Here is a 19104-nt window from a genome sequence, read left to right as displayed (position 1 = left end):
AAAAGCCGCGATTGCGGCTTTTCTGACAAGGGGAGATTATTGCGGGAACCACTGGTCGCTGATTTTTTGATAAGTACCGTCAGCTTTGATGGCGGCCAGCGCATTATTCAATTTTTCCAGCAGGGCTTTGTTATCCGGGCGAACTGCGATACCAAGGCCGGTTCCGAAATATTCAGGGTCAGTTACTTTTGCCGTTGCCGTACCTAACTGAGGGTTGGTTTTCAGCCACTCATTAACCACCGCGGTGTCACCAAATACGCCATCAATGCGTCCATTTTTCAGGTCGATGATCGCATTCTGGTAGCTGTCATAGGCTACAGTTTTTACTTCAGGATGTTTGTCCTGCAGGTATTTCTGGTGTGTGGTGCCGTTTTCCATTCCGATACGTTTGCCTTTTAGATCGGCAAAAGTTTTATAGGTATCTTTTTTCGCAATCACCAGCGCAGAGTTTGCATAGTATGGCTGAGTAAAGGAGACCTGCTTACTACGCTCTGGGGTGATATCCATACCGGAAATCACCGCATCATATTTTTTGAATTTTAGCGCGGGGATCAGACTGTCGAAAGCATGATTGGTAAAAGTACAGTCAGCCTGCATTTGTTTGCACAATGCTGTTGCCAGGTCGATGTCAAAACCGACAATTTTATTGCTCGCATCCAGCGATTCAAATGGCGGGTAGGTCGCTGATACACCGAAATTAATTTTATCAGCAGCTGAGGCGCCGGTGGCGAAAGTAGCAAGTAATGCGGCCAGTACTAACTTTTTCATGGTGGAACTCCCGTCTGTCAATCTTATGATTATTTACCGTGTCTGCGGCATAGATTTACAATGCCATTTAATGAATTTGTATGCAATAAAAATGATTAAGTATTTTTTATAAGATAAAAAAAGACGGACAGTTGAGAGACTTGTCCGTCTTGATGTTATTGTCTTATGCAGTTTATACGGTCTGGATTATATGGTTAGTTTCTGTGTTCAAACGCCAGTGCCTTGCGCTCGATTAAGCGCATCATTAAAGTCAACAGCCCGTTTACGATCAGGTAAATGACGCCTGCTGCACCGAAGACCATCACGTCATAAGTGCGACCATACAACAACTGGCTGTAGCCCATGACTTCCATCAACGTAATGGTGTAGGCCAGCGAGGTGCTTTTGAACACCAACACCACTTCGTTTGAATAAGAGGATAGGGCGCGTTTAAAGGCGTAAGGTAGCAGTATTGCCAGCGTATCCTTTTTGCTCATCCCCAGCGCACCACATGATTGCCACTGGCCCTCCGGTATCGCACGGATAGCGCCGTAGAACAGTTGCGTGGTATAGGCCGCGCTGTTTAATGACAACGCAATCAGGGCGCACAACCACGGTTCTGACAGCAGATGCCAGAGTACCGGGTATTCCTGCAACGCGGGAAATTGTCCTGGCCCGTAGTAGATGAGGAAGATTTGCACCAGCAGCGGCGTACCGGTAAACAGCGTGATATAGGCGCGAACCAGCCAGACCAGCACGGGGGTTTTCAGCGTCAGGATGACGGTGAAAATTAGCGCCAGAACCAGAGCCACAACGATGGATGCGACCGTGAGTGTCAGGCTGGTATGCAGCCCTTTCATCAATTCAGGTAAATACTCAAGCATCAGCCCGGTCTCCGCTCAAAACGTGTTGCGCGCAGGTCAATGCGTTTGAGAATGTACTGACTCACCAGCGTAATCACCAGGTAAATAGCGGCTGCAACGATGTACCAGGTAAATGGCTCCTGAGTACGGGTAGCAATGCTTTTGGTTTGCAGCATCAGATCATTCACGCTAATCAGGCTAACTAATGCGGTATCTTTCAGGAGTACCAGCCACTGGTTACCCAGGCCTGGCAGAGCATGGCGCCACATTTGCGGCATCACCAGACGAAAGAAGATGGCGGTCTTAGACAACCCCAGCGCCTGACCCGACTCCCATTGTCCGAGCGGAACGGCCTTCAGCGCACCGCGCAGCGTTTGCGAGGCATAGGCCGCGTACAGCAATGACAATGCAATGACGCCGCACAGGAACGGGCTGACGTCGAAGTTTTCGATCTGCATCTGAACGGGGATCTGTACGAACCCAAGATTGATCGTAAAGCCATCGGCCAGCGTCAGCAGAAGTTGAGAGGAACCAAAATAGATAAACAGAACGACCAGAATTTCTGGTAGCCCACGCAGGATAGTGACCAGAGCTGAGCCCGTCCAGGCCACCGGACGCCATTTTACAGACTCCCAGACGGCAAAAAGCATGGCGAGCGCAAGGCCGATGATCAGCGCACAAACCGCAAGGCCGACGGTCATCCCGGCGGCGCTTGCTAAAGGAAAAAATTCATTCATCAAGTATTACTTCTGGAACCATTTGTTGTAGATGGTCTCGTAAGTCCCATCTTTCTTCACTTTTTCCAGCGCAGCGTTAAATTTCTGCTGCAGCTCGGTATTACCCTGGCGCACAGCAATGCCCAGGCCGGTGCCGAAGTAATCTTTATCCGTGACTTTATCGCCGACGGCGGCCAGTTTCGGATTGTCTTTCAGCCATTCAGTCACGACTGCAGTATCACCAAAGACGCCATCAATACGACCGTTTTGCAGATCAAGTTTGGCATTCTGGTAGCTGTCATACGGAACGGTGGTCACTTCCGGATGTTTATCCATGATGAATTTCTGGTGCGTGGTGCCGTTTTGCACGCCGACTTTTTTGCCTTTCAGCTGGTCAATACTGGTAAATTTACCTTGCTGACCAACAAACAACGCAGAGTTGTCGTAATAAGGAGTAGTGAACAGTACCTGTTTTTCACGCTCCGGAGTGATGTCCATGCCGGCCATTACCGCGTCAAAACGACGGAATTTCAGGCTTGGGATCAGGCTGTCGAACGCCTGGTTAGTGAACGTACAGGTAGCGTCAATCTCTTTACACAGCGCATTCGCCAGATCAACGTCAAAGCCCACGATCTTATTATTAGCATCGATGGATTCAAACGGAGGATAAGACGCTTCTGTAGCAAAACGAATAGTTTGGGCTGCGGTAGCGGAAAGGCTAAAACCTGCGATTAGCGCGGCAATCAGAACTTTTTTCATTGTCATTGTCCCGAATCTTAGTGAGAGAGATAGTTTTTAAACGCTTCGGTTTGCGGGTTGGCAAAGCAGCTCGCATCCCCAAACTCTACGATATGACCGTTTTCCATATACACCACACGACTGGCAGTTTTACGTGCAACTTCCACTTCATGGGTGACGATCACCTGAGTAATGTTGGTTTCAGCCAGCTCACGGATGATGCTGACGATTTGTGCCGTAATTTCCGGATCAAGCGCCGCGGTAGGCTCATCAAACAGCAGTACCTGCGGCTCCATCATCAACGCACGAGCAATGGCCACACGCTGTTGCTGACCGCCGGAAAGATGCAGTGGGTAACGATCGCTGTAAGGCTTGAGGCGCAGACGTTCCAGCAGTTTCTCGGCACGTGCCAGCGCTTTTTCTTTCGTCAGACCGAGTACGCGGCAGGGCGCTTCAATCAGGTTTTGCTGCACTGTGAGATGCGGCCAAAGATTGTATTGCTGGAAAACCATACCCACGTTCTGACGCAGCTCACGAATGGCTTTATCGGAAGGGGTTTTCGTGAAGTCGAAACGGTTGCCCGCAATAGAGAGCGTGCCCGAGCGCGGCATCTCAAGCAGATTGAGTACGCGCAGTAGCGAGCTTTTCCCGGCTCCACTTGGGCCAAGTAACACCAGTGTTTCACCCTGAGGGCAATCCAGCGTGATATCGAACAGCGCCTGATGGGCGCCGTAGAAGCAGTTAATGCCGTTTAATTGAATACTCATTGACACTCGTATACTGGCAGTCTGATAGCTATTGAAGCCGCAGATACTACCTTTGACAGAATAGTTATGCAATATTTATGCGTTAAAAGTTAAATGTAAACCGCATTCTTATCTAAACATAGCACAAAATAGCGGGGTCACCAGTGGGCAAGAATAATTGTCGGCATTCTATGCAGAATGCCAGACAATTTATGGGGGTTATGATTTAAGCTGTTGAATGGTGGTAATTAGCGATTTTCGATGGACTGGCGCAGCGTCCCGGCTGGCGCGTGTACGCTGCCTCCGAGATAGCGTACATCGTCCACAACCCAGCACTGGCCTTCACGGATCATCAGCACTTCATCACGCCAGGTCTGATTCCCTTGTTTAAGCTCTACGCGCAGTGGAATGTTGCGTGCATCACTATTCGGAATGGTCGATGCACTGGCAACGCTGGCGCTATCCGGTAATGTGGTGCGGCTGGAGAAAAGATCGCTGTTAAACAGTTCGCGGTGCGTGTTGTCGCGGCTGGCATCGGTCAGCAGTTTCGCCAGATTGTCGCTCAGGTACGGACGAAGGGCGGTCATATCATTGTTACGATGCTGAATGCGGTAATCATAGAATTGCTGTGCCACGCTGTCCGGCCCACCTTCCACACATGCGCCGCTACGCGGACCATTGTCTTTATAGGCCGGAGTCACCGTCGTACAGGCGCTGAGAAGTAGTGCACATGGAACCAGCAGAGAGAGTTTTGAGTAGCGCATAATGATTTCCTTATATACTCGTTATATTTCAAGTTGCTGATGCGTTGGCTATACTCGCTCATCCCGGTCACTGCGTAGCAGCGTGACCGGCGCTCGAACGATTCAGAGTATGAGCGTTCTACAACAGCGATAATGAATCATATCTTTTCAATGATAGCATAATTGATTAAGGCATTGTTTTTGCTCGCTCCCTGGGGAGCCACGTTCAAAGTGGGGGGAGTCCGTAATATGTCCTTGCACGATTACACGCTTCATTCACACCACCATTTTCACCAGTCATGGCAAACTCTCTACATGTAGTAGGCCTGTTTTCATAAATAGTACAGTGGGCAGATTGTCCTGGCGTTCCACAAAGGGCAACGCAGCGGGGGCGGGGTTGGTTAGTGCCTGTCATACAGCGCAGGAAAGGGGATACCTGTTCGGTTAATTGGGCTGGCACTACACCATCAGCATCATCACCTTCAGACCAATAGAAAGAAACACGAAAAAATGCACAACACGCGCCACATGTCATGCATGGGTTCAGATTGCTCATTACTTCACCTGTTACAACATTACATATCAATTAAATCGACATATAAATTATGTCAGCCTTTGGTACCCGGGCAAGTGTACGTTACTGATATTGCATCCAGTTGGGTATTTGTAAATAGGGGGGCAGGATAATTTTTCATCCATGCTATTTTGCGCAGATGTTTACTTTAAGCTGATATTCTTATTTTTGGCCCATTTTCTTAATCTTCCATTAGCATTGGCATAAGGTGAAGATGTATTAAAGGAGATCATCCTTCCCATTGTCCATTTTGTGTACCATGGTTTTCCATACAAAATGTCATTAGAGCGCTCATCAATAAGCTTCACAATTTCATTTTTTACGGCCTGAAGCTCGGTTACTAATGAGCTATAGCTCAACTCACTGTAATCTGAGTAGAATTTCTGCGCTAAAAGACCAAGCTGATTCCATTTATAGCCCGTCTCAGGAAAGTCGACGGGCATCCCTTTCGCGTCAGAAGTGATCCACTTTACAACCAGGGCGTTCCATCCGAGCAGGTATGAAACCAGGTCATGAACGCTCATTTCTGTCCCTTTGGCATGTCCCTCCATCGAGCTATCCGCAGTTAACTCGGGAGGGATTGCGCTAAGGTAACTCATTAATTTACTGAAATTTTTATCAATAGCGAAAAGTAGTTCAGATTTGGTTTGCGGCACACTCATAAAGAATTCCCTCTCGCTTCAGAAGAGTTACCATAAAGACTACGGTGTAGTGTTTGAAAAACAGTCAATTATGTATCACTTACAACAGCAGGGAAAGGCCCTTGGGTAGATAAGCTCATTTGCTTTTTCTTCATAAGATATCAATACAAAAAAACAGGGAAACTATTGGGAGGAAAATTGTTTATTGAGACAGCATCGAGCTCAAAAAAATCAAATATATTGATTTGAAATTTATATAATTTGCTGAAAGGTAATCGACTTCTGGACGTGCTTTTTGTCGTTTTGAAAAATATACAATCACATCATTTTCAATGATAGTGTATAGGTTTGAGAATACTTTTGAGATCGCACGCTTAGCGCATTAAGGAGATTAACCATGCAGTTTTCGACTACCCCTACGCTTGAAGGGCAGAGCATCGTGGAATACTGCGGTGTGGTAACTGGTGAAGCTATTCTGGGCGCAAATATCTTCCGTGATTTCTTTGCGGGCATTCGTGATATTGTCGGGGGGCGCTCCGGCGCGTATGAAAAAGAGTTGCGAAAAGCGCGAGAAATTGCCTTTCAGGAGCTGGGGGAACAGGCGAAAGCGCTGGGTGCGGACGCGGTCGTCGGTATCGATATTGACTACGAAACTGTAGGTAAAGACGGCAGCATGTTGATGGTGAGCGTAAGTGGTACTGCGGTGAAAACTCGCCGATGAAACGTTTGTTATGTCTGCTGATGTTTACCCTGCTATTGGCAGGGTGTGCCGGTGAGAAAGGTATTGTTGATAAAGACGGGTATCAACTGGATACCCGCCGTCAGGCTCAGGCGGCGTATCCGCGGATAAAAGTGCTGGTTATCCACTATACGGCAGACGATTTTGACTCTTCTCTGGCGACGCTGACGGATAAAAACGTCAGTTCGCACTATCTGATCCCGGCGATACCGCCGCTGTACCACGGAAAGCCGCGTATCTGGCAACTGGTTCCGGAGAAAGATCTGGCGTGGCATGCGGGGATTAGTTTCTGGCGTGGCGCCACACGTATTAACGATACGTCGATTGGTATTGAACTGGAAAACCGTGGCTGGCAGAAATCGGCAGGCATAAAGTATTTTGCCCCGTTTGAGCCCGCGCAGATTCAGGCATTGATCCCTCTGGCGAAGGAAATCATTGCTCGCTACGACATCAAACCACAAAACGTGGTGGCACATGCGGATGTTGCGCCGCAGCGCAAAGACGATCCTGGTCCCCTGTTTCCGTGGCGTGAACTGGCGGCACAGGGGATTGGCGCATGGCCGGATGCGCAGCGCGTGATGTTTTATCTCGGCGGACGCGCACCTCATGAGTTAGTTGAAACGGCATCGTTACTCGATCTGCTGTCGCGTTATGGCTATGAGGTAAAACCGGAAATGACGTCACGCGAGCAGCAGCGGTTGATTATGGCGTTTCAGATGCACTTCCGCCCGGCGTTGTGGAACGGCGTGGCGGATGCAGAAACTCAGGCGATTGCCGAAGCGCTACTGGAGAAATACGGGCAGGATTAACGCGGTAGCTTACCGTGGTCGCGCAGCCAGGCCGCGGTACGCTCAATTCCTTCATCCAGCGTCACAACGGGCTGATAGCCTAACTCTTCCTGGGCGCGAGTGGTATCCAGCGTAAAGTCAAAATTCAGCTTTGAAACGCCGTAGTGAGTGAGCTTAGGTTCTTTAGCCGATTTGTTACCAAGACGCTCCATGCTGCGGGCAATCATGTCCAGCATCGGATAGGGTACTGAGCGAATACGGCAATCAATATTGAGCTCGTCGATAAGTTTTTGCACGATACTGCGCAGGGTACGATGCTCACCATTGGTAATGTTATACGCACGACCCGACGGCAGGTTATCGCAGGTTTCCTGACTTACCAGCCACATTGCGTGAACCGCATTTTCATAATAGGTCATATCCACCAGCGCACTGCCACCGTGTGGCAAAAGGATGCTGCCGTAGTGATGCATCATGTGTGCCAGGCGGGGGATAAAAACTTTATCGTGAGGGCCGAACAGGCTTTGCGGACGAAGCACTGTAAAGCGGGTCTGCGGGTTGGCCTGGGCCAACAGCGCAATAACGTCTTCACCAGCCGCTTTACTACGGGCGAATTCGTTGGCGAAACGGTGTGGACGGAAGTCCTCTTTAATATCGCGATGGTGGTGATAATCAAAATAGAGCGACGGGGAGGAGATATGAATAAAGTTACGCACGCCCCAGGCGACGGCCCATTCGCCCAGACGACGGGTCGCACGGACGTTGGCCAGATCGAACGCTTCTTGTGTTCCCCACGGCGAGGTAAAACTGGAGCAGTGCCACAGCGTGTCGATGCCTGCGAGCATCACTTTTGCCTGCGAAGAGACCAGTTCGGTCAAATCTGCATGCACAAATTCTGCGCCCATTTTCTCCAGCAGCTTACCCATCGCTTCGTTGCGACCGGTGGCTCTGACGCTGATGCCTTTGTTGCGTAAAAACTCAACCGCGTTTCGGCCTAAGCCGCTGGTGGCTCCGGTAACCAGTACCTTCATATCAATCCGCTGTGTTTAATAGAACTTCACGCGCATTCTTCCGTGAAATACGACTGTATGCAATGGGAAACGTGAAAGAATACAGCCTCTTTTTGTCTTTAGTCTGTGATTTGTTCTGCAAGTTTGGCGATACGCTTCGCCATCCCCCTGAAAATGAACAGGTGAGCCGGGATCATCAGCAACCAATAGAAGAGGCCTGGCATACCATGTGGATGCCACCAGGCGCGAACGTCTATACGGCGGTGATCGCCTTTATCTTCCAGCGTAAAGCTCAGGCGGCCAAGTCCTGGAGCTTTCATTCCAAACAGCAGGGTGAGCTGTTTTTCCGGCTCTACAATAATGACTTTCCAGCTATCAACGGTATCGCCGACCTGTAAAATCGGGTGTTCGGGTCGACCTTTCGCCAGCTTATGGCCTACCAGCAGGTCCAGTGCTGCACGCGTTTTCCACAATATATTGCCAAAGAAATAACCTTCCTTACCGCCGAGCCGGTTTACTACTTGCCACAGCGCTTTCCGGCTGGCAGACGTTTCGACGCTAAAACCGGCCTGTTTGGCAAAATAGCCGTATTCAGGACGCCAGCGTGCGAATGCCTGGGCGTCGTAACCCCAGTCGCTGGAGTTGACCAGCTTCTCTTCTTCTTTGAGCGTACTGCGTACCGCATCGTCAAACGCAATCAATTGTTGCGGAATAAGCAACCGTAGCGCGGTGTCATCAGCCAGAAGATCGTGTTTCAGCCCTTGTATCAGCGCTTTTGCGGTGTTCGGCGGAACTGAGGTAATCACATTTAAAAACCAGACCGAGATCCAACGGGTAGGAAAGGGGATGGGAATAAGCAGGCGATGCTTGCCGCTGACGGCCATAAAATGCTCGAATTGCTCCTGGTAACTTAATACCTGTGGCCCTGCGGCTTCGAGCACACGATGTTCGCTTGTTGGGTGATCCAGCAATGCCACCAGGTAATGCAGCAGGTTTTCCAGTGCAATTGGTGTGGTGCGTGAGCGTACCCAGCGGGGGGGAGTCAGCACCGGCAGGTTGTAGACCATGTCGCGCATCACCTCAAAGGCTGCTGAGCCAGCCCCCACGATTATGCCAGCCCGTAGCTCAGTTACCGGCACACCGGATTCTCGCAGTGTGTCCGCCGTTATCTGGCGTGCGCGCAAGTGATCGGACTGTTCATGTTTGGGAGCCTGTAATGAACTCAGGAAAATAAGCTGTTTGACCGGGGTGTTACGCAACGCATCACGGACATTCAGCGCGACCTGACGTTCATGAGCGATAAAATCGCCACCTTCGCCCATGCCATGAACCAGATAATAGACAGTATCGACCCCAGCCAGAAGAGACGTCAGGTTATCCGGCCAGTTTAAATCGACTTTATGGCAACTGACGTTAGCCAGCTGCTGTTTTTCCAGTCGCTCAATGCGACGTGCCGCAGCCAGCACCTGATGCCCTTGCTGGCTGAGCGCCTGAACCAGATGCTGACCAATGTAACCACTGGCGCCAAGTACCAAAATCCGTTGCGGCACGCCTGTCTCCTTAGCGGTTTAAGAATGTGCGCCAGTGAGCGGCGACTTCAGCAAGTTGCTCACGCGAGACGTCCAGATGCATTACCAGACGTACAATTGGCGAGGCGTTAATCAGAACGTCTTTCGATTTCATATACTCGCCCAGCGCGGCAGCATGCTCTTCACCGACACGGACAAACAGCATATTGGTGTCGTGACGCATCACGTCAGCGCCAGCTTCTCGTAGTTGCTCTGCCATCCAGGCCGCGTTGTCATGATCGTCCTGCAAACGCGCAACGTTATTTTTAAGCGCGTACAGGCCGGCAGCCGCCAGAATACCAGCCTGACGCATCCCGCCGCCGGTCATTTTACGCCAGCGAATGGCGCGTTTGATGTAGTCCTGGCTACCGACTAACAGTGAGCCGACCGGCGTTCCCAGACCCTTGGAGAGGCAAATGGTGAACGAGTCGCAATACTGGGTGATCTCTTTCAGCTCACATCCGTAGGCAACGACAGCGTTAAAAATACGTGCGCCGTCAACGTGTAGCGCAAGATTTCGTTCGCGGGTGAAGTCCCAGGCATCCTTTAAATACTCGCGCGGCAGCACTTTACCGTTGTGGGTATTTTCCAGACTGAGCAGGCGTGTGCGGGCAAAATGGATATCGTCTGCTTTGATTTTGGCAGCAACTTTATCCAATGGAAGAGAGCCGTCTGGTGCTGCGTCGATAGGCTGCGGCTGAATACTGCCCAGCACTGCGGCACCACCGGCTTCGTATAAATAGTTATGCGCCCCCTGGCCTGCAATGTACTCTTCACCGCGTTGGCAGTGACTGAGTAGCGCAACCAGATTTGCCTGAGTGCCGGTAGGTAAGAAAATCGCCGCTTCTTTGCCTGAAAGCTCAGCGGCATATTGTTGAAGTGCATTGACGGTAGGGTCGTCCCCGTACACGTCGTCCCCGACCGGGGCGGTCATCATTGCTTCGAGCATGGCACGGCTCGGCCGGGTAACGGTATCACTGCGTAAATCGATCACGGGCATTCCTTGTAGTGTGAGGTAATGCCCTCTGTTTTACCTGAGCCAGTTGGTTTTCGCCAGTTCGATCACTTCATCACCGCGTCCGCTGATGATCGCGCGCAACATATACAGGCTAAAACCTTTAGCCTGTTCGAGCTTGATTTGTGGTGGAATTGCCAGTTCTTCTTTCGCTACAACCACGTCAACCAGCACCGGGCCATCAATCGACATTGCCCTTTGTAGTGCCTCATCTACGTCTGATGATTTTTCCACGCGAATGCCGGTGATCCCACATGCTTCGGCAATGCGCGCGAAGTTGGTATCGTGCAGTTCAGTACCGTCAGTCAGGTAGCCGCCGGCCTTCATCTCCATCGCCACAAATCCCAGCACGCTATTGTTAAAAACGATAATCTTCACTGGCAGTTTCATCTGCACGACTGAAAGAAAATCTCCCATCAGCATGCTGAACCCACCGTCGCCGCACATTGCGACTACCTGGCGTCCTGGTTCCGTCGCCTGAGCGCCTAACGCCTGTGGCATAGCATTCGCCATGGATCCGTGATTAAACGAACCAAGCAGACGGCGCTTACCGTTCATTTTCAGATAGCGAGCGGCCCATACGGTAGGCGTGCCGACATCGCAGGTAAAGATGGCGTCGTCGGCGGCGAAATGACTGATCTGTTGCGCCAGATACTGCGGATGTATGGCTTTATCGCTGGGTTTGGCTAAATCATCCAGGCCTTTGCGTGCATCACGATAGTGTTCCAGTGCTTTATCCAAAAACTGCCGGTCGGTTTTTTCTTCCACCAGCGGTAGCAGGGCGCTAAGTGTGGATTTAATATCACCCACCAGCGCCATATCGACTTTACTGTGCGCGCCAATGCTCGCCGGATTGATATCAATCTGAATAATTTTGGCGTCGGTTGGGTAGAAGGGACGATAGGGGAACTGGGTGCCGAGTAAGATCAGCGTGTCGGCATTCATCATGGTATGAAAACCTGATGAAAAGCCAATTAGCCCGGTCATGCCGACATCGTACGGATTGTCATATTCAATGTGCTCTTTCCCGCGCAGGGCATGAACAATCGGTGCTTTGATTTTCGCAGCAAACTCGACCAGTTCTTTATGCGCACCAGCGCAACCACTGCCGCACATCAACGCGATATTGCTGGAATAGCGTAGCAGTTGCGCCAGCTTTTTAATCTCTTCTTCTGCTGGGGTCACCACCGGTAACGGCGCGTGGTACCAGTGTGTACTGGCGCTTTCAGGGGCCGGTTTTAATGCCACGTCACCTGGTAGAACGACCACGGAAACGCCGCGGTTTAACACCGCTTTACGCATGGCAATTGCCAGTACCTGCGGGATCTGTTCAGGGCTGGAAACCAGCTCGCAATAGTGGCTACATTCACGGAACAACTCTTGCGGGTGGGTCTCCTGAAAATAACCACTGCCGATTTCACTGGAGGGAATATGCGCGGCAATCGCCAGCACCGGGACGTGGTTACGGTGGCAATCAAACAGGCCGTTAATCAGGTGCAGGTTTCCCGGCCCACATGAACCGGCACACACCGCCAGTTCACCAGTCAGTTGTGCTTCTGCACCTGCGGCAAAGGCCGCAACCTCTTCATGCCGGGTTGGCATCCAGTCAATCGTTCCCATACGATTCAGACTATCACTCAGGCCATTCAGTGAGTCTCCTGTTACACCCCAAATGCGTTTTACCCCAGCTTGTTCGAGGGTTTTAGCAATAAACGCAGCAACCGTTTGTTTCATGGTTTTCCATCTCCTTTAATGTGATACCGGTTACAAGTTTAGATGAAGATAATAGTTATGCTTCTCATTCCCCCTGATTTTCGGCAGCTTTCTTTTCAGATAGATAAAGCGTAGTTTGAGAGCAGACATGGTAAAACAAGGAATAAATTCAAATGTTTACGAGCCTATTAAATGCAGTGAATCGGATGCTGACTCATGAAGACTTTGGCAAGTTTTTGTTACGCCTTGCCGTTGGGGGACTGATGCTGTTTCACGGCTTGCATAAGCTTTTTGCGGGTATTGATGGTATCAGCGGCATGTTGATCGCTAAGGGATTCCCGGGTTTCATCGCTTACGGTGTTTTGTTGGGGGAGGTGGTTGCTCCTTGCCTGATTATTCTCGGTATTCTGACGCGTCCGGCGGCGTTAGGGCTGGCGTTTACGATGGTTGTAGCATGGCTGATGGTCGGGATGGGGGAGACCTGGTCGCTGGACAAAACCGGCGCATGGGCGATTGAAAGCCTGGTGTATTTTTTTATTGGTGCGCTGGCAGTGGCATTTTTAGGTGCGGGGAGATATGCGTTGGGTGGCAACTCGGCCTGGCGGTAAAAAATAGTCGGATGACAACATAAACAGCTTGTCCGTCCTACGGTTGTTCTTGTAGGACGGATAAGCTCAGTGTCATCCGGCTATTAATGATTATGCAAGTACCAGATCACCTTGCGGATGGCAGGAGCAGGCCAGTACATAACCTTCAGCAATTTCCGCGTCAGTCAGCGTCATGGTGCTGGAGACCGTGTAGTTACCATCAACGACTTTGGTTTTACAGCAGCCGCATACGCCCGCACGGCATGCGGCGACGATCGGCACGCTGTTGCTTTCCAGCGCTTCCAGAAGGGTCGTGCCAACCGGTGCATAAAACTCTTTTGCCGGTTGTAACTTGGTGAACTTCAGACCGCTGGTGGCGGCTTCCGCGACCGGAGTGAAGAACTGCTCTTTAAAGAAGCGCGTCACGCCAAGCGCTTTCACTTCTTTTTCAACCAGATCCATGTACGGCGCCGGGCCGCAGGTCATCACGGTACGTGCGGTCAGGTCCGGTACGCTCTTCAGTAGTTCGGTTGTCAGTCGGCCGGAAACAAAGCCATGGGTAGCATTGTTTTCGGCGACTAACGTGACCGGATACTCACGCCATTCGTCGGCAAAAATGACATCTTCCGGCGAACGGACGTTAAAGATCACCTGTACATCGGCCTGCGGACGATACTTTGCCAACCAGCGACGCATTGACATGATTGGCGTAACACCACAGCCAGCAGCCAGCATCAGGAACTTGTCTTCCGCTTTATCTTCACAGGTGAATTCACCCATGGCATCGGACAGCCAGATGTAGTCGCCGCGCTTCACGTCACGGGTTAACCACTGAGAACCTGCACCGTCGTCAATCCGCCGAATAGTCAGCGTGATGTATTCGCTAACGCCCGGTGTTGAGGAGAGGGTGTAAGCACGCAGCGTATCCGCTGAGTTACGTACGCTGACCAGTGCATACTGCCCGGCACGATATGGGTAATAGTCGTGGCATAGCAACGAAATTGTCCATACATCCGGCGTTTCCTGATGGATGTGATGAACCTGCATCCGCCACGGGCACTGATGGGTTGGCATTGTCATTCTCTACTCCTTACGCGCTCAGCAGCTGCTTCATGTCTTCTTCAACGGTGGTCACAGAACGCAGACCGAATTTCTCGTTGAGTACAGCCAGCAGATCCGGCGTGAAGAAGCCAGGTGCAGTTGGGCCAGTGACGATGTTTTTCACACCCAGGGACAGCAGGGTCAGCAGAATTACAATCGCTTTCTGTTCGAACCAGGAGAGCACCAGAGACAGCGGCAGGTCATTGACGCCACAGCCCAGTTTTTCCGCCAGGGTTACCGCCAGGATGATGGCAGAGTAAGCATCGTTACACTGACCGGCGTCGACCAGACGTGGCAGACCTTCGATATCGCCGAAGTCCAGTTTGTTGAAACGGTATTTACCGCAGGCCAGCGTCAGGATCAGGCAGTCGTCCGGTACGCTGGTGGCGAAGTCGGTGAAGTAGTTACGTTCACCACGGGCGCCGTCGCAGCCGCCAACCAGGAAGATGTGACGCAGTTTTTCGCGGCTCACCAGGTCGATCAGGGTATCAGCTGCGCCCAGCAACGTCTGACGACCGAAACCGACGGTGATCAGGTGTGGAATTTCGCTGTACGGGAAGCCCGCCATTTGCTGCGCCTGAGCGATAACCGGACCGAAGTCGTCGCCTTCCAGATGGCTCACGCCCGGCCAACCGACGATGCTACGAGTCCAGATACGGTCGTCGTATGCGCCAACGGTCGGGTCGATGATGCAGTTAGAGGTCATGACGATTGGACCTGGGAAGCGGGCGAATTCCACCTGCTGGTTCTGCCAGCCACTGCCGTAGTTACCGATCAGGTGTTTGAATTTACGCAGCTCCGGGTAACCGTGCGCTGGCAGCATTTCACCGTGGGTGTAGACGTTAACGCCGGTGCCTTCGGTCTGCTCCAGCAGGTTATACAGATCTTTCAGGTCATGACCAGAGATCAGAATGCATTTCCCTTCGGTCGCTTTCACGTTGACCTGAGTCGGTGTCGGGTGACCGTATTTGGTAGTTTCACCGGCATCCAGGATGCTCATCACTTTGAAGTTCATCTGGCCTATTTCCATAGAGCACTCCAGCAGAGCGTTCATATCGGAAGGCCAGGTACCCAGCCATGCCATGATTTTGTGGTACTGAGCGTAGATATCGTTGTCGTACTGACCCAGAACATGTGCGTGTTCCATGTAGGCTGCCGCACCTTTCAGGCCGTACAGGCAAAGCAGCCGCAGGCCGAGAATGTTCTCGCCAATGGTCGCTTTGTCTTTATTCGGGGTAAATTCCGCTGCCTGACGTTGCAGGTCACCCAGATCGTCGCTGACCAGTTGCAGTTCAGCCATCGGGTTATCGACAGTCGCGTTAGCATCAATATTCAGACATTGTGCTTTCAGTGCGTCACGCATGGCGATAGCTTCGCGAGCATAGCCGACAATACGTGGGGAGTCGAAGTTTACGTTGGTCAGCGTGGAGAAGAACGCGCGCGGAGCAAAATTATCAACTTCATGGTCGATGATGCCGTATTCACGCGCTTTAACCGCCCATGCAGACAGACCTTGTAGGGAAGCAATCAGCAGATCCTGCAGATCGGAGGTCTCCGCTGTCTTACCGCACATACCCTGCGCGTAAGAGCAGCCGTTCCCTGCCGGAGTACGGATGGTTTGTTCACATTGCACACAAAACATGGTCACACCTTTTAAAGTTATATTTAATATACATGTTTAAGGTTATGCCTGCGCGCGCAGGGATTAAAGGGATTTCTAATACAACTTGCAGGGAGATTGATTTAGCGCAATTTTGGCGGTAGCTGACTACCGCCAGAGAGGTATTTGTCTGTATATCAGGCGGAGAAAAATGCCATCAACAGAGGCACCAGTAAACTCAGAATAAAGCCGTGAACGATTGCAGCTGGAACCATCTCCAGACCACCGCTACGTTGTAAAACGGGCAGGGTGAAATCCATTGATGTCGCACCGCAGAGTCCTAAGGCGGTGGATCGACTGCGGCCAACTAATCCTGGAATTAACATAATGGCAATCAGTTCGCGCGCCAGATCGTTAAAGAAAGCGGCGCTGCCGATAACCGGCCCGAACGATTCGGTCAACAAAATACCGGAAAGGGAATACCAGCCAAATCCCGATGCCATCGCCAGTGACGTTTTCATCGGTAGACCGAGGATTAGTGCATTGATGACTCCACCCAGCAGCGAACTGGCAACCACGACGACGGCAACAATCATGCCTCTGCGGTTCAGCACAATCTGTTTTAAGGTCATGCCGCTGTTGCGCAATTGAATTCCCACGAGGAACAATAAAAAGATCAGCGTATATTCGCTGGCTTCGGTTGCGTGCTGCAGCATTGAAAACCCGGTAAGCCCGAGCAGAAAACCCAGGACAACGACACCACAAAGTTGTAGCGACTCAAGTGCCATTGCAATTCGCGAAGGTAACTTTTCTTGCTGGTGGTTGTGTCGCCAGGGCAGTGCACGTTCCAGCCACAGTAGCGCCGCAATGTTACATAGCAGAATGACCGTAATACTGACGGCAGAATAATGAAGAATGGATAACAGATTACTGGCGAGATTATCCAGAAACGCCAGGCTGATGCCCATAAAGAAGAGAATAAGGTAGACGATCCAACTCAGCAGGCGATTAATGAGTTTTAAAGCAGCCCTGTGCCGAAGCGGAATCAGATAACCCACAATAAGTGGGACCAGAATGATTAACAGTCCTGAAAACATGAACAACCGGGTCCTTTATATGTGAAGCAGCGCAATGACACTACCCAATAAAAGCTTTCAGGTAAAGTTACAAAAAAAGCCGGGTGGCGCTGATGCCTACACGGCTTACATATTGCAGTGAACTGTAGGTCAGGTAAGACACTGCCACCTGACACTATGGCCTACGTGGGATTAATCGCGTTTTTCCAGCAGGGTGCGATAAATAAGTCCACCGAGAACCCCACCGATAATCGGCATGACCCAGAACAGCCACAGTTGTTCTAGCGCCCAGCCGCCCTGGAAGAGGGCAACGGCGGTACTACGTGCCGGGTTTACGGATGTGTTGGTGACCGGAATGCTGATCAGGTGAATCAGCGTTAACGCAAGACCAATAGCAATGGGTGCGAAACCTGCCGGAGCATGTTTATCGGTAGCACCGTGGATAACCAGTAAGAAACCTGCGGTCAGAACGATTTCAATAACGATAGCAGAAAGCATCGAATAGCCGCCCGGAGAATGTTCACCGTAGCCGTTTGACGCAAACCCACTGGCTGTAGCATCGAAGCCTGCTTTACCGCTGGCAATAAGATACAGCACAGCTGCCGCAACAATACCGCCCACGACCTGGGCAATAACATAACCAATAACGTCTTTTGCCGGAAAGCGACCACCAGCCCATAAACCGAATGTCACTGCTGGGTTAAAATGTCCGCCTGAAATATGACCGACGGCAAATGCCATTGTCAAAACAGTGAGACCGAAGGCCAGCGCAACACCGGCAAATCCAATACCTAACTCAGGGAATGCTGCGGCCAGCACGGCACTCCCACATCCACCAAAAACAAGCCAGAATGTACCGAAGAATTCGGCTGCTAATTTCCTGAACATAACCACCTCAATTAAAAGTTCCGGGTTCGTTGTCGTACCCGGTTATTCATCGCTAAAAGGGGCGATGATTAAAGAGCGTATATTTTAGAAAAAAACATCATCCCTTCGCCACTTAAATTAATAAAAAAATTTGATTTAAGGCAATGCGACGTCAATCCTTTTTGGATTTGATGTAGATAAGGTATCGTTTAATTACATTAAGCGGATTGTTGTGCCCTGAAATAATATTCATTGTAAATTTTAAGAAGAATATTCTTATGTTTTTTAGTTCCCCCGGTTTCGGTTTGGGTGATATCGGGTGTCCTGAGTGCCTGCTTGCCGTTATACTCCTGATAACTTGAAGGAAAAAGTTAGCATTTCCGGAGGCTATATGATTCTCGAACGCGTTGAGATTGTTGGGTTTCGTGGTATTAATCGGCTGTCGTTGGTGCTGGAGCAAAACAACGTGCTGATTGGGGAGAACGCGTGGGGTAAATCCAGCCTGCTGGATGCATTAACCCTGTTGTTGTCACCTGAGTCGGATTTATACCATTTTGATCGCGAAGACTTTTGGTTCCCACCGGGTGATGTCCAGGGGCGGGAACATCATTTGCACATTATTCTGACGTTTCGCGAATCTCAACCGGGCCGCCATCGGGTACGTCGGTACCGTCCGCTGGAAGCATGCTGGTCCCCATGTTCGGATAACTATCACCGTATTTTCTATCGGCTGGAAGGAGAGTGTGCGGATGATGGTAGTGTCCTGACGCTGCGCAGCTTCCTTGATGGCGCAGGCCATCCTTTACCCATCGACGATATTAACGACCAGGCCCGCCATCTCGTCCGCCTGATGCCGGTTCTACGTCTGCGTGATGCGCGTTTTATGCGGCGGATCCGCAACGGTACGGTGCCAGATATGGCCGATGTTGAAGTCACCGCCCGTCAACTGGATTTTCTGGCGCGCGAACTCGCTAACCGTCCACAAAATTTGACGGATGGACAGATTCGCCAGGGGCTTTCAGCCATGGTTCAACTGCTGGAGCACTATTTTTCTGAGCAGGGATCTAGTCAGTCACGTTATCGTCTGATGCGTCGGCGATCCAATAACGAACAACGTAGCTGGCGTTATCTGGACATTATTAACCGCATGATTGATAAGCCTGGAGGACGTACGCACCGCGTGATCCTTTTGGGGCTTTTTTCGACCCTGTTACAGGCTAAAGGCACACTTAGGCTGGATAAAGATGCCCGTCCTTTGTTGCTGGTAGAAGA

General features: G+C 50.9%; 20 protein-coding genes. 4 read left to right on the top strand and 16 right to left on the bottom strand.

Going from position 1 to position 19104, the window contains the following annotated elements:
* Window positions 1-36: 36 nt before the first annotated feature.
* From artJ to AACS05_RS14920, 8 genes are all read right to left on the bottom strand, one after another.
* Complete coding sequence (gene artJ, locus AACS05_RS14955; protein ID WP_045444834.1) at window positions 37-768, bottom strand: arginine ABC transporter substrate-binding protein ArtJ; 732 nt, start codon at window positions 766-768, stop codon at window positions 37-39.
* 194 nt (window positions 769-962) lie between these two features.
* Window positions 963-1631 carry an arginine ABC transporter permease ArtM gene (artM, locus tag AACS05_RS14950; RefSeq protein WP_045444831.1) on the bottom strand — a complete coding sequence of 223 codons (669 nt, stop codon included), beginning with the start codon at window positions 1629-1631 and terminating at the stop codon, window positions 963-965.
* Complete coding sequence (gene artQ / locus AACS05_RS14945) at window positions 1631-2347, bottom strand: arginine ABC transporter permease ArtQ (protein WP_045444828.1); 717 nt, start codon at window positions 2345-2347, stop codon at window positions 1631-1633. The genes artM and artQ overlap by 1 nt, the downstream gene beginning before the upstream one ends.
* A 6-nt stretch (window positions 2348-2353) precedes the next feature.
* The gene (gene artI, locus AACS05_RS14940) at window positions 2354-3085 is read right to left on the bottom strand and encodes an arginine ABC transporter substrate-binding protein ArtI (RefSeq protein WP_045449691.1); all 732 of its coding nucleotides are present in this window, start codon (window positions 3083-3085) and stop codon (window positions 2354-2356) included.
* Between the two features lie 17 nt (window positions 3086-3102).
* Complete coding sequence (gene artP, locus AACS05_RS14935) at window positions 3103-3831, bottom strand: arginine ABC transporter ATP-binding protein ArtP (RefSeq protein WP_045444825.1); 729 nt, start codon at window positions 3829-3831, stop codon at window positions 3103-3105.
* Between the two features lie 227 nt (window positions 3832-4058).
* A complete protein-coding gene (locus tag AACS05_RS14930) occupies window positions 4059-4574 on the bottom strand; it encodes a lipoprotein (protein WP_045444822.1) in 516 nt (171 codons plus the stop codon).
* Between the two features lie 205 nt (window positions 4575-4779).
* Complete coding sequence (locus tag AACS05_RS14925; RefSeq protein WP_071828981.1) at window positions 4780-5109, bottom strand: YkgJ family cysteine cluster protein; 330 nt, start codon at window positions 5107-5109, stop codon at window positions 4780-4782.
* Between the two features lie 161 nt (window positions 5110-5270).
* Window positions 5271-5789: a ClbS/DfsB family four-helix bundle protein gene (locus tag AACS05_RS14920; RefSeq protein WP_045444819.1), complete on the bottom strand. Its 519-nt coding sequence runs from the start codon at window positions 5787-5789 to the stop codon at window positions 5271-5273.
* A 376-nt stretch (window positions 5790-6165) separates the two neighbouring features.
* Here AACS05_RS14920 and AACS05_RS14915 point away from each other — a divergent pair, with 376 nt between their 5' ends.
* Both AACS05_RS14915 and AACS05_RS14910 read left to right on the top strand, forming a co-directional pair.
* Window positions 6166-6489 (top strand): heavy metal-binding domain-containing protein, encoded by a 324-nt coding sequence (locus tag AACS05_RS14915; RefSeq protein WP_001160725.1) that lies wholly within the window; start codon window positions 6166-6168, stop codon window positions 6487-6489.
* Window positions 6486-7316 (top strand): N-acetylmuramoyl-L-alanine amidase, encoded by an 831-nt coding sequence (locus tag AACS05_RS14910; RefSeq protein ID WP_045444813.1) that lies wholly within the window; start codon window positions 6486-6488, stop codon window positions 7314-7316. The genes AACS05_RS14915 and AACS05_RS14910 overlap by 4 nt, the downstream gene beginning before the upstream one ends.
* Here AACS05_RS14910 and AACS05_RS14905 read toward each other — a convergent pair.
* The 4 genes from AACS05_RS14905 to poxB all read right to left on the bottom strand — a co-directional run bounded on the left by AACS05_RS14905 (window position 7313) and on the right by poxB (window position 12622).
* Window positions 7313-8326: an NAD-dependent epimerase/dehydratase family protein gene (locus tag AACS05_RS14905; protein WP_045444810.1), complete on the bottom strand. Its 1014-nt coding sequence runs from the start codon at window positions 8324-8326 to the stop codon at window positions 7313-7315. The genes AACS05_RS14910 and AACS05_RS14905 overlap by 4 nt on opposite strands.
* A gap of 98 nt (window positions 8327-8424) precedes the next feature.
* Window positions 8425-9855: an SDR family oxidoreductase gene (locus AACS05_RS14900; protein ID WP_045444806.1), complete on the bottom strand. Its 1431-nt coding sequence runs from the start codon at window positions 9853-9855 to the stop codon at window positions 8425-8427.
* A 10-nt stretch (window positions 9856-9865) separates the two neighbouring features.
* Window positions 9866-10867 (bottom strand): low-specificity L-threonine aldolase, encoded by a 1002-nt coding sequence (ltaE, locus tag AACS05_RS14895; protein WP_045444803.1) that lies wholly within the window; start codon window positions 10865-10867, stop codon window positions 9866-9868.
* A gap of 36 nt (window positions 10868-10903) precedes the next feature.
* On the bottom strand, window positions 10904-12622 hold the full coding sequence (poxB, locus tag AACS05_RS14890) for a ubiquinone-dependent pyruvate dehydrogenase (protein WP_045444800.1): 1719 nt from the start codon (window positions 12620-12622) through the stop codon (window positions 10904-10906).
* Window positions 12623-12774: 152 nt separating this feature from the next.
* Between poxB and AACS05_RS14885 the strand changes: the two genes are divergently transcribed.
* A complete protein-coding gene (locus AACS05_RS14885; protein WP_045444796.1) occupies window positions 12775-13209 on the top strand; it encodes a DoxX family protein in 435 nt (144 codons plus the stop codon).
* Between the two features lie 90 nt (window positions 13210-13299).
* Here AACS05_RS14885 and hcr read toward each other — a convergent pair whose 3' ends face one another.
* The 4 genes from hcr to aqpZ form a co-directional block, all read right to left on the bottom strand.
* Window positions 13300-14268 carry an NADH oxidoreductase gene (hcr, locus tag AACS05_RS14880; RefSeq protein ID WP_045444792.1) on the bottom strand — a complete coding sequence of 323 codons (969 nt, stop codon included), beginning with the start codon at window positions 14266-14268 and terminating at the stop codon, window positions 13300-13302.
* 10 nt (window positions 14269-14278) lie between these two features.
* Window positions 14279-15931 (bottom strand): hydroxylamine reductase, encoded by a 1653-nt coding sequence (gene hcp, locus AACS05_RS14875; protein ID WP_045444789.1) that lies wholly within the window; start codon window positions 15929-15931, stop codon window positions 14279-14281.
* Between the two features lie 155 nt (window positions 15932-16086).
* Complete coding sequence (locus AACS05_RS14870; protein WP_045444786.1) at window positions 16087-16986, bottom strand: lysine exporter LysO family protein; 900 nt, start codon at window positions 16984-16986, stop codon at window positions 16087-16089.
* Between the two features lie 171 nt (window positions 16987-17157).
* Window positions 17158-17853: an aquaporin Z gene (gene aqpZ / locus AACS05_RS14865; protein ID WP_045444783.1), complete on the bottom strand. Its 696-nt coding sequence runs from the start codon at window positions 17851-17853 to the stop codon at window positions 17158-17160.
* 370 nt (window positions 17854-18223) lie between these two features.
* On the opposite strand from aqpZ, the gene AACS05_RS14860 reads away from it, so the two are divergent.
* On the top strand, window positions 18224-19104 hold an 881-nt coding region (locus tag AACS05_RS14860), incomplete at its 3' end, for a DUF2813 domain-containing protein (protein WP_045444780.1).

The organism is Citrobacter sp. S-77, from assembly GCF_963864895.1.
Lineage (GTDB): Bacteria > Pseudomonadota > Gammaproteobacteria > Enterobacterales > Enterobacteriaceae > Citrobacter > Citrobacter murliniae.
Note: the sequence above shows the minus strand (reverse complement) of the source record. Positions and strands in the feature narration are given on the sequence as shown.